Below are 10,274 nucleotides of genomic sequence, written 5' to 3'. Positions count from 1 at the left end.
ACCCACGAGTGGAGAGGAACCACGATGACCAACCCCTTCGAGGACGAGGACGGCACCTACCTGGTGCTGGTCAACGACGAGGGCCAGCACTCGCTGTGGCCGGAGTTCGTCGAGGTGCCCGCGGGCTGGACCACCGCCCACGGACCGGCCGGGCGGGCCGAGTGCCTGGAGTACGTGGAGCGCAACTGGACGGACATGCGCCCCAAGAGCCTCATCGAGGCGATGGAGGGCCACGCCCGCGACGGCGGGGACCCGGCCTGATGCCGGTCGAGCAGGCGGCGACCGGTTCGCTGGTCGCCGACTACGCCGCGCACGGGTGGAGCGGGCTGCCCGCCCGGCTGGGGCCGGACCGGGTGGCGGAGCTGCGCGCGGCCATCGAGCGGATCAGCGCGCAGGACCGGCCGGAGGTCGTCCACGAAGCGGGGTCGTCGGTGGTGCGGGCGGTCCACGGCTGCCACCGCCACGACGACGGGTGCGCCCGGCTGGTCCGCCACCCCGCCCTGGTCGACGCCGCGGAGGCGCTGCTGGGAACGCCCGCGTACGTCTACCAGTTCAAGGTGAACCTGAAGCAGCCCCGCCTCGGGGCCGCCTGGCCCTGGCACCGCGACTACCCGTTCTGGCGCACCGAGGACGGGATGCCCGAACCCAGGGCGCTGACGATCGCCCTCCTGCTCGACGACGTGGACTCGACCAACGGCCCGCTGACGGTGATCCCCGGCACCCACCTGCTCGACGTCCCGGAGCGGGTGGGTGCCGGGGAAGCGGACTGGCGCAGCCACGTCTCGGCCGACCTGCCGCACCGGGTGGACGGCGCGGTGGCCCGGCACCTGGCCGAGGCGCACGGCACCGTCGAGCTGACCGGACCGGCGGGGACGCTCTTCGCGTTCCACCCGAACCTGGTGCACTCCTCAGCGGAGAACCGGTCCGACCGGGGCCGGGCACTGCTGCTGATCACCTACAACTCGGTCACCAACGCACCGCGCTCCCCCACCAGACCCGACTTCCTCGTCGACCGCGACACCACCCCGGTCACCCGGCTGGCGAGCACGCGCTGAGGCACCTCCTCCCGCCCCTCCGCCCCCATCCAGCACCGTCCCCGACCTGGGGCACGGCCGCCGGGGCGGGGGGCAGCCGGGCAGGTCGCGTGGGGGCTGTCGGCCCGCGCGCTGAGCCACCCCGGCCTGGTGCCGGACCTTCCCACGTTCAATCCACAGTGGACCAGCAGTGCGGTCCCCCGCCCCTCGAGCACGGGAGGTCAATCCGAGCTGAGGCCGAATGGGGCGGAGCCCACCTGGACGACCTCCAGGCCATCCCGGGGTTGAATCCGTTGCGGGGTAACGTGTCGCGACATGGTCATCGATGGTGCGCCGCATTACCCGTATGTCACCCGGATGGTCGCGGGGCTGTTCGCGGAGGGCGCGTTGTCCAACGTCGTGGATGTCGAGATCGAGCCGGAGTACGGGTACGTCACCAGAATCCACTACGCGAACGGCACGTACCGCACGACTCGCGGGAATGACGTCGGGTTGAATTCGGGTGCCGCGCAGGAGGTGGTGAAGGACAAGGCCCACACCAAGTTCTTCCTGCGCCGTTCCGGTGTTCCCTGCGCCAGGGGCGAGTCGTTCCTGCTCCCCTGGTGGGCCCGGCGCATCCGCCCCCGGATGGAGTCGAACGGCCACCACGCGCTGCGCACCGTCGACGCCGCCGCCGAGTACGTGCGGGACAACACGGGGTTCCCGGTGTACGTGAAGCCCGTCGACGGCTCGAAGGGCATCAACGTGTGGCGGGTGTCCGACGAGGCGGAACTCGCCGGGGTGTTCGCCGCTTTCGAGGAGGAGCGGGTCCGGGTGGCCCTCGTCGAGGAGGCCATCGACCTGCCGGACTACCGCCTGGTCGTGCTCGACGGGAAGCTCATCTCCGCGTACCGGCGCAACCCCTTGGCGGTCGTCGGGGACGGCGCGTCCACGGTGGCCGAGTTGATGTCCCGGTTGCAGGAGTCGTACAGCCTGGGACTCCGCGACACGGTGCTCAGGGCGGGCGACGCCCGCATCGGGGCGCGACTGCGCCGGGACGGGCGCACGCTGCGCTCGGTGCCGGAAACCGGCGAACGGGTCCGCCTGCTCGACATCTCCAACCTGTCGGCGGGGGGCACCGCCGACGACGTGACCGGAATCGTCGCCGAGCGGTGGGTCACCCTGGCGGTCACGGTGGCGGGCCTGTTCAACCTGAGGTTCTGCGGTGTCGACCTGGCCTGTTCGGACATCGCCTCCGACGAGGGCACGTGCGCGGTGATCGAGGTCAACGGCACCCCCGGACTCGACCACTACGTCTCGACGGGCGCGACGCAGGAGGCGATCGTCCGCAAGCTCTACCTGGAGGTGCTCAACGTCCCTCCACGGGAGGACTAGGCCGTGTTTCGGTTGCCGCGCCGGGAGGGCTCCACCCCAGTTGGTCGCGGCGGCGGGTCAGGTAGGCGGTTTCGGCGGTGTTGCCCGCCAGTTCGATCGCCGTGTCGTAGGCCGCGCGCGACTGCTCGCTGCGGCCCAGTCTGCGCAGCAGGTCGGCGCGGGTGGCGTGGTAGGCGTGGTAGCGGGCCAGTTCGTCCCCGAGGCGCTCGACGGCCGCCAGGGCCACTTCCGGGCCGTCGAGTTCGGCGACCGCGATGGCCCGGTTGAGGGCGACGACCGGGGAGGGGTCGAGGCGGACGAGCCGGTCGTAGAGGGCGAGGACCTGGGACCAGTCGGTGTCGCGGGCGTCGCGGGCGGAGGTGTGCACGGCGTTGATCGCGGCCAGGACCTGGTAGCGGCCCGGGGCCACCCCGGCGGCGGCAGCGGCGAGGCGTTCGCGCACCAGCCGGTGGCCCTCGGCGATCAGGGCGGGGTCCCAGGCCCCGCGGTCCTGTTCGTGCAGGGCGACCAGTTCGCCGTCCGCCGAGACCCGGGCGGGGCGGCGGGCCTCGGTGAGGAGCATCAGCGCCAGCAGCCCGGCCACCTCGCCGTCCTCCGGCAGGAGGGCGCGGATCAGGCGGGTGAGCCGGATCGCCTCGGCGGTCAGGTCGTGGCGCACCGGGTCGGTGTCGGGGCCGGTGGCCAGGTAGCCCTCGTTGAAGACGAGGAACAGGACGGTGAGCACACCGGTGACGCGGGCAGGCAGGTCCTCGGCGGACGGTACGCGGTAGGGGATGCGCGCCGCCTTGATCTTGGTCTTCGCGCGGGTGATCCGCTGCCCCATGGCGGTCTCGGCCACCAGGAAGGCGCGGGCGATCTCGGGCACGGTCAGGCCGCCGACCATGCGCAGCGTCAGCGCCACCCTGGTCTGCGGCGCGAGCGCCGGGTGGCAGCAGGTGAAGATCAGCCGGAGCCGGTCGTCGTCGATGGCGCCGGGGGGCTCGGGCGGGTCGTCGTCGTGCACCAGCCGGGCCTCCTCGTGCTTGTCGTCGCGCTTGTTCTCCCGCCGGATGCGGTCGATGGCCTTGCGGTTGGCGGTGGTGGTCAGCCACGCGCCGGGGTTGGGGGGCACGCCGTCGGCCCGCCACCGCTCGACGGCGGTCGCGAACGCCTCGGCCGCCGACTCCTCGGCGATGTCGAGGTCACCGAAGCGCCTGGTCAGGGCGGCGACCACCCGGGCCCACCCCTCCCGGTGGGCCCGGGTGACCGCCTCGTCGACATCGCTCACCGGAACGGCCGCACCTCGATCTTGCGGTCGCAGACCTCCGACGCCTCGGTGGCGAGCCGCAGCGCCACGTCCAGGTCGGAGGCCTCCCACACCCAGAGGCCCGCGAGGTACTCCTTCGACTCCACGAAGGGCCCGTCGCTGAACACGACCTGCTCACCCCGGTTGTCGACGACCGTGGCGGCGTCGGTGTCGGCTAGTCCGCCCGCGAAGACCCAGTGGCCGTCGGCGATCAGCCGTTCGTTGAACGCGCTGATGGCGGGCTGCCGGTCCGTGCTGCCGGGGTTGACCTTGTCGTCGATGACGGAAACCAGGTACCGCATCTGAGGATCATCTCCTGTGTCGTCGGGAAAGCGGGGGACTTCAGACCGTCGCGTACCGCGGGCGCCCGGCGGGCCGGTGGACCTGGATCGCCACGCCCTTCGAGTCGACCCGCGACTCGACCGGGTCGAGGGCGAGGTCCGGGCCCACCCGCCGCGCTCGAACCCGTTCTCGCGGTCCTCCTCCGGCGCGTGCCCGTTGCCCTGCATCACGCCGTCGATGGTGACCTGGGTCATGGCCGTCAGCCTCATGGTCGCGGTTCCCTCGTCCGGGCCACCCCCGCGGGCGGCCTCACCCCTGCTACGAACGCCACCACCCCGATCCGACACCGCCTCCCGGATCTTTTTTCGATTCATCCGGGCGGTCGCGGAGGTCATGCGAAAACCTCGTGGTGGACCGCGGCGGGCACTGCTACCTTGCCGTCGGCCGTGCGAGAGACCGAGGAGGTGGTACCCGTGAACGTATCGACATGGGTGCTCCCCTCGCGGGTCACGGTCGGGCGGTAGGTCGTCCGGGAGCGCCGTTCACGAGCTCTCCCGAAAGGCACGACCATGCGATTCACTTCCGAACAGCGCTTCGACGACGGTGTCCTCGAACGCGGGTTCACCCTCGGCGAGGTCCCCGGCATCCTGTGGACGCCCGAACCCGCGCCCGCACCGGCCCCGCTGGTCCTGCTCGGCCACCCCGGCGGGCTGGCCGGGATGTACCCCCGGCTGCTGGACCGGGCCCGGCACGCCGCGGCGGAGGGCTTCGCCGCGGCCACCATCGAACTCCCCGGCAGCGGTGACCGACCCCGTTCCGCCGCCGCGGAGGAAGCCCGGGCCGACCTGCGCCGGGCGGTGCGGGCGGGTGAGCCGGTCCCCGACGAGGTCGTCGACCGGCTGGTCCTCCCGCTGGTCGACGAGGCGGTCCCGGAGTGGCGGGCCGCCCTGGACGCACTCCTGCCGCTGCCCGGGATCGGTGGCCCGGTCGGGTTCTCGGGCGGGGTGATCTCCATCGGCGTCCGGTTGGCGGTGGTGGAGCCGCGGATCTCGGCCGCCCTCCTGTTCGCCGGGAGCTACGTGCCGCGCGCCATCGTCGAAGAGGCCCGGCGGGTCACCATCCCGCTGCTGGTCCTGTTGCAGTGGGACGACGAGGGGAACGACCGGCAGATGGCCCTGAACCTGTTCGACGCCTTCGGTTCCGCGGAGAAGACGCTGCACGCCAACACGGGCGGGCACACCGGCGTCCCGCGGTTCGAGGGCGACGACGGGAACCGGTTCTTCGTCCGGCACCTGAGGTGAGGCCGGGCCCCGGCTGACGGCAGGCGAACCGCCCGCCGAGGACGGGTTTCCTCGACGGGCGGTTCGCTCTCCGCCGTCCGGGGCCGGGCCTTCGACCACAGCGGCGTGCGTCTCAGCCCGCGAGCCCGTGCGGCCCGGACGTGTCCCTGGTATTACGGTGGCACCCCACAGACGAGGAACGGAACACACCATGACGGCGGCATCGAGCGGGCACCCCCTGTCCACGGGTCCTGCGGTTGCCGGGCAGGCCGCGGAGGAGGACCTGCGGGCGCTGTTCGGGCAGTCCATCGCCGTGTTCGCCTCGCTGGCGGGGCCGACGCACGTGGTGGAGGCGGCGAACCCGGCGTTCTTCGCCACGATCGGTGGGCAGCGGGAGCGCACCGGTGTGCCGCTCGCCGAGTTGATGCCCGAGCTGGTCGGTCAGGGCTTCATCGCCCTGCTCGACCAGGTCCACCGCACCGGTGAGCCGCACACCGGCCGCGACGTCCGGGTGGTGCTCGGGACGGGCCCGGACGCGCGGGAGGCGTTCTTCGACTTCACCTACGAGCCGCGGCGCGACGCCGGGGGCGCTGTCACCGGGATTCGGGTGATCGGCGTCGAGACCACCCAGGTCAAGCACGCCCACCAGTTGATGGCCGAGCACCGCGCCCTGCTGGAGCAGATCGCCCGGCAGGCGCCCCTGGGCGAGGTCCTCGACGGGATGGCCCGCTGCATCGAGGACCTCGCGGCGCAGGAGGTGCTCGTCTCCGTCCTGCTCGCCGACCCCGACGGCCTGCACCTGCGCCACGGGGCCGCGCCCAGCCTGCCCGACTTCTACAACGAGGCCATCGACGGGATCGCCACCGGCGAGGGCGTCGGCTCGTGCGGCACGGCCGCCCACCGGCGGGAAGCGGTCATCGTCACCGACATCGCCACCGACCCGTTCTGGGACGACTTCCGGGACCTGGCCGACCGGGCGGGCCTGGCCGCCTGCTGGTCCACACCGATCCTGGCCCGCGACGGGAGCCTGCTGGGCACCTTCGCCATGTACCACCGCATCCCGCGGGTCCCACGGGACTTCGACTTCGCCCTCGCCAGGGTCTTCGCGGGCACCGCGGCCCTGGCCATCGAGCGCCACCACGACGAGCAGGCGCGGCGCGACGCCGAAACCCGCGCCGAAGCGGCCCGCGACGAGCTGGCCAAGGCGGTGCGCACGGAGCAGAAACTGCGCGCCGAGGCCGAGCAGCGCGCCACCGCCGCCGCCGAACTGGCGGACCGGATGCGCACCGCCGCCGCCGCGCAGGCCGCCGTGCCGCACCCCGAGCAGTGCGCGCTGGGCGCCGCCGACGGGTGCACCGCCCCGGCAGAACTCAAGGTCGCCGACTCCTGGGGCGACGCGGCGTGGGGCTGCCAGGTCCACGCCGAGGAAGCCCTCCTCAACGTGCGGTCGGCGTTCATCGCCAGCGAGGAACTCGGCGGCCTGGCCACCTACCTCAACCGCGGACCGACCCGGGCACCGCACGCCCCGACCACCGGGGTCCCGAACCCGAGCGACCACGCGGACCGCTGACGCGCGGCCCAGCGGTCCAGCCCGCCCAGGTACACCGGCCGCCACCCCCGGCCGGTCACCTGGTGGACGACGAAGGTCGGGAACCCGGAGTCGAAGACGCCGTCCGCGCCGACGACCCGCACGTCGAGCTGGGCCGCCAGCGGGGCGCCCTCGGGGCTCTGCCCCGGCCGTGCCCTGCCGACCCGTCAGGTCGGCGAGCTGCCGCAAAGCGTCGTTCATCGGTCGATCCCGCTGTGGTCGATGGTGGTGGCCACCGCATCTGCCACCTCGCGCACAGTCGAACCACCCACGTCGCAACCAGGCGAAGCGGCGGTCCCGCACGCGGCGAGGTGGTCCAAGTGCCCGGGACCGGTGAGATCACGGTGACACCGGCCGCCCGGTGGGTTACCGATGGGTAGCATGCTGGTGCCCGGGTCCGCCCGCCGTGAAGGAGAGACCGCGTCGTGACCGTCTGGTTGGTGGCAGTGTCCGTGGTCGCCGTCGGTGCCCTGGTCGCGGTGTTGGTGCTCTCCATCCTCCTGGGGCGGTCGAGGCGCCGCTACGCCAGGCTGTTGGCCTCCACCCGCTCGCGTTCGGAGTCGCGGCCGCGCCTGGGGGCCGGGCCGCGCGCCGAGGGCCTGCTGGGGGCGACCCACCGCGCCGTCCGGATCGCCAACACCACCGCGGCCCGCCTGCGCCGCCACGGCGTCGGCGGCCTGCTCCTGAGCTCCCTCGACGACCTGACCCGCTGGGCCGAGGAACACCGCGGGGAACTGGCCCGCGTCACCGCCCCCGACGGCACCATCACGTTCGTGTTCACCGACATCATCGACTCCACCACCCTCAACGACGAACTCGGCGACAAGGCCTGGGTCCGCCTCCTGCAAGCCCACGACCACCTGGTCCGCACGCAGGTCAGCACCCGAGGGGGCCACGTCGTCAAGTCCCTCGGCGATGGTTTCATGGTCGCCTTCAGCACCCCCGAACCGGCCATCTCCGCCGCCATCGCCATCCAGCACGCCCTGGCCCAGCGCAAGCACAAGGCCCTGCGCGCCACCCCCATCACCATCCGCATCGGCATCCACCGCGGCCCCGCCATCACCCGCGACGGCGACTACTTCGGCCGCACCGTCGCCACCGCCGCCCGGGTGGCGGCCCAGGCGGGCAGCGAGGAGGTCCTGGTCAGCGCCGACACCCTCGACGGTCTCCCGGACCCGGGCCGCTTCCGCCTCGCGGAGCCCCGGCACACCGAGCTGAAGGGCCTCAAGGGCGACCACGCGCTGCACCCCGTGGAGTGGACCTCCCACCAACCCGTCTGAACCGCGGGAGCGGGGAAACCGACGGCGGCCGCGATCGTCGAGGTCGTGGGCGGACCCCACGGACCTCAGACCGAGGTGATCTCCAGGGTGACGGCGGAGTAGATGCTCGCGACCGTTCCCAGACCCAGGGTGCACGGCAGCACGTCGGCGGCCGCGCCGGTGAGGACCTGCACGGCGGTGCTCCCGGCGAACAGGCCCGCGGTGACCGTGCCGGTGTGGGTGGTCACCAGGGCGGCTCCGACGACGGTGGAGGTGCGGTTCGCGGAGATGGTGGAGGTCTGGCCGGTGTTCCAGGTGACCGTGAAGGTGGTGGGCCCGTTGGTCAGCAGTTCGAGGCAGGTCTGACCGGGGGCGGAGCTGCTGTTGGTGCGGGCGCCGGAGGTCAGGGCCGGGTTGCTCAGCGACACGCACGGCCCGTACTGCGTCGTGGTGCTGACGGTGACGGTTTGCGGGGTCATGGTCAACGGCGGGGAGAAGTTGACGACCTCGCTGCTGGGCGGGGCGCAGGTCACGTCGAGCACGCCCGCCGAGGCCGGGGTGCTCGAGCCCAGCACGAGCAGTGCCGAGGTGCAGGCGGCTGCCGGCAGGACGGCCGCGGCGGTGCGGAACGATGTGATCATCATCGGTCTCCATCCAGGCGGTGCTCGGGAGCCCGGCACGGGCACGCGCGCCGGACACCAAGGATGCCCCCGTCCCCGCACCCGCGACAGGGACCATACGGGCGACCCCGCACAGGCCCGCGGACCTCGGTGCCACCACCGCGGGCCCGACACCCCGCGTCCTCTTCGGACACCGCGGCGGTGTCCGCGCCGTGCTGCCGCCCGCCCCGAACCCGTCGCCCCGGTCGGTCGTGTTCCCTCAACCGCACTGACCGGCTCGGTCCTAGGCCCAGGGTTCGGTGCCGCGCCAGGTTTCCACCGTCGAGGCCAGTCCGTCGACCAGCAGCGGCAGTTGCGGCGCCAGCGCCAGGCAGGCGACCGCTTGCAGGTCGCGCAGGCGTTCCGCCGCGCGCAGCGCGCCGGGGTCCACCGGCCGCAGCCCCAGGTCGACGGCCGCGGCGTCGTAGGCGGCGATCGCCTCGGCGCCGGTGTGCGCGAGGTCCCACTCCACGGGAGCGAGGCCGACGTGCTCGAAGTCGGAGTACAGCACGGAGTCGGCGGTCGCGATGAGGTTGAAGTACGGGGCGTCGCCGTGCACGACCTGCACCGGGACCCCCGGGAACACCCCGGCGAACGCCTCGGGCGAGGCGATGGCGGGCGACAGCGCCGCCCACTCGGCGCGAGCCCGGGCCAGGTCCGCAGCGGGCAGCAGGTCCGCGCGCCCCGCGAGGTCGTCGAAGGCCAGGTCCACGTAACCCTGCATCCCCGGGAAGAACCCGACCTCACCGGGGTACTCGGCGAGGACCGAGTGCAGGCGCGCGACGGCGGGCATGCGCTTGACCACCTCGTAGTCCGGCGGGAGGACGCCGTCGACCTTCTCCCAGAAGGTCATCGCGAACCCATCGCGCAAGACCGGTTCGGCCGGAACGAGTCCACTGGGGACCACGGTCGGCTCCCCGCGCCCGGCCAGCCACCGCGAGACGGCGAGCTCGGTGCGCTGGAACCCCGCGGAGTCGGTGCCACGCGGGGTCACAACCGGCACCCGGGCCACCACCGGCGACGGAGCCAGGTCGACCACGACCGAGAACACGTCGTAGACGACCGCCGCCCCCGAGGCGTCAAGCCCCAGATCGGTCGCGGCGGCCACAGCGGCGTCGCGGGCGCGGGCGGAACGGGCGGCGCGTTCTTCTTCGGTGATCACCCCAGCACCCTAAGACCTGCCCCCCAGACCGCGCGACCACCCCGCCAACCACCAGCCCACCAGCCCGGCAGCCCGCCACCAAGAACCCCACCGGCGCAGCAACAACAACCAGCCACCCCGAGAACCGCCGGCCCGGCGAGCCAACTGCCCGGGTGGGTGGAGGTCCTGAACGCAGGCCGACCACCCCGAGAACCGGCGGCCCGGCGAGCGAATGCCCGGGTGGGCGGATGTGCTTGCCCAACCGACCACCCCGGAAACCGCCGCCCCGGCTACGGCCATGCCTGGAGTGCCATGGATTTCTCGGACATCGACCCCAAGTAGAATGGGGTCTGTCGACAGGAGAATTGTCAT

At 73.0% G+C, this 10,274-nt stretch carries 10 protein-coding genes and 1 pseudogene; 6 read left to right on the top strand and 5 right to left on the bottom strand.

The features are described from left to right. The first annotated feature begins 24 nt into the window (after window positions 1-24). The 3 genes from UO65_RS18535 to UO65_RS18525 all read left to right on the top strand — a co-directional run bounded on the left by UO65_RS18535 (window position 25) and on the right by UO65_RS18525 (window position 2,408). The gene (locus UO65_RS18535; protein ID WP_035284298.1) at window positions 25-261 is read left to right on the top strand and encodes an MbtH family protein; all 237 of its coding nucleotides are present in this window, start codon (window positions 25-27) and stop codon (window positions 259-261) included. Further along, window positions 261-1,055, top strand: coding sequence for a phytanoyl-CoA dioxygenase family protein (locus UO65_RS18530; RefSeq protein WP_035284296.1), 795 nt, complete (start codon window positions 261-263; stop codon window positions 1,053-1,055). Before UO65_RS18535 ends, UO65_RS18530 begins: the two co-directional genes overlap by 1 nt. Before the next feature lie 294 nt (window positions 1,056-1,349). Continuing rightward, complete coding sequence (locus tag UO65_RS18525; RefSeq protein WP_152552149.1) at window positions 1,350-2,408, top strand: hypothetical protein; 1,059 nt, start codon at window positions 1,350-1,352, stop codon at window positions 2,406-2,408. Here the strand turns inward: UO65_RS18525 and UO65_RS18520 are convergent. The 3 genes and pseudogenes from UO65_RS18520 to UO65_RS38170 form a co-directional block, all read right to left on the bottom strand. Continuing rightward, window positions 2,383-3,675, bottom strand: coding sequence for an RNA polymerase sigma factor (locus UO65_RS18520; RefSeq protein ID WP_052021331.1), 1,293 nt, complete (start codon window positions 3,673-3,675; stop codon window positions 2,383-2,385). The two genes, UO65_RS18525 and UO65_RS18520, sit on opposite strands and share 26 nt — an antisense overlap. Beyond that, entirely contained in the window at window positions 3,672-3,995 is a 324-nt protein-coding gene (locus UO65_RS18515) for a YciI family protein (RefSeq protein WP_035284291.1), read from the bottom strand. The genes UO65_RS18520 and UO65_RS18515 overlap by 4 nt, the downstream gene beginning before the upstream one ends. Window positions 3,996-4,136: 141 nt before the next feature. Further along, window positions 4,137-4,244 (bottom strand): annotated as a pseudogene (locus UO65_RS38170) (dihydrofolate reductase family protein); the annotation flags it as partial. A 300-nt stretch (window positions 4,245-4,544) separates the two neighbouring features. On the opposite strand from UO65_RS38170, the gene UO65_RS18510 reads away from it, so the two are divergent. From UO65_RS18510 to UO65_RS18495, 3 genes are all read left to right on the top strand, one after another. After that, window positions 4,545-5,276, top strand: coding sequence for a dienelactone hydrolase family protein (locus tag UO65_RS18510; protein ID WP_035284288.1), 732 nt, complete (start codon window positions 4,545-4,547; stop codon window positions 5,274-5,276). A 190-nt stretch (window positions 5,277-5,466) separates the two neighbouring features. Then, window positions 5,467-6,825, top strand: a complete 1,359-nt coding sequence (locus UO65_RS18505; protein ID WP_084175828.1) for a GAF domain-containing protein — start codon at window positions 5,467-5,469, stop codon at window positions 6,823-6,825. 443 nt (window positions 6,826-7,268) lie between these two features. Further along, window positions 7,269-8,123 carry an adenylate/guanylate cyclase domain-containing protein gene (locus tag UO65_RS18495; RefSeq protein ID WP_035284282.1) on the top strand — a complete coding sequence of 285 codons (855 nt, stop codon included), beginning with the start codon at window positions 7,269-7,271 and terminating at the stop codon, window positions 8,121-8,123. Window positions 8,124-8,188: 65 nt separating this feature from the next. On the opposite strand, the gene UO65_RS38660 is transcribed toward UO65_RS18495, so the two are convergent. Together UO65_RS38660 and UO65_RS18485 are read right to left on the bottom strand one after the other, a co-directional pair. After that, a complete protein-coding gene (locus UO65_RS38660; RefSeq protein ID WP_152552148.1) occupies window positions 8,189-8,743 on the bottom strand; it encodes a hypothetical protein in 555 nt (184 codons plus the stop codon). Window positions 8,744-9,005: 262 nt separating this feature from the next. Continuing rightward, window positions 9,006-9,923 carry a hypothetical protein gene (locus UO65_RS18485; RefSeq protein ID WP_035284276.1) on the bottom strand — a complete coding sequence of 306 codons (918 nt, stop codon included), beginning with the start codon at window positions 9,921-9,923 and terminating at the stop codon, window positions 9,006-9,008. Window positions 9,924-10,274: the final 351 nt, after the last annotated feature.

Origin of the sequence: Actinokineospora spheciospongiae (genome assembly GCF_000564855.1) — a bacterium.
GTDB classification, from domain to species: Bacteria; Actinomycetota; Actinomycetes; order Mycobacteriales; family Pseudonocardiaceae; genus Actinokineospora; species Actinokineospora spheciospongiae.
Note: the sequence above shows the minus strand (reverse complement) of the source record. Positions and strands in the feature narration are given on the sequence as shown.

Excerpts from the sequence above, each read along its gene's own strand:
- UO65_RS18510 (WP_035284288.1), top strand. The coding sequence starts at position 4,545 with ATGCGATTCACTTCCGAACAGCGCTTCGACGACGGTGTCCTCGAACGC.
- UO65_RS18505 (WP_084175828.1), top strand. The coding sequence starts at position 5,467 with ATGACGGCGGCATCGAGCGGGCACCCCCTGTCCACGGGTCCTGCGGTT.
- UO65_RS18515 (WP_035284291.1), bottom strand. The coding sequence starts at position 3,995 with ATGCGGTACCTGGTTTCCGTCATCGACGACAAGGTCAACCCCGGCAGC.
- UO65_RS18525 (WP_152552149.1), top strand. The coding sequence starts at position 1,350 with ATGGTCATCGATGGTGCGCCGCATTACCCGTATGTCACCCGGATGGTC.
- UO65_RS18535 (WP_035284298.1), top strand. The coding sequence starts at position 25 with ATGACCAACCCCTTCGAGGACGAGGACGGCACCTACCTGGTGCTGGTC.
- UO65_RS18530 (WP_035284296.1), top strand. The coding sequence starts at position 261 with ATGCCGGTCGAGCAGGCGGCGACCGGTTCGCTGGTCGCCGACTACGCC.
- UO65_RS38660 (WP_152552148.1), bottom strand. The coding sequence starts at position 8,743 with ATGATCACATCGTTCCGCACCGCCGCGGCCGTCCTGCCGGCAGCCGCC.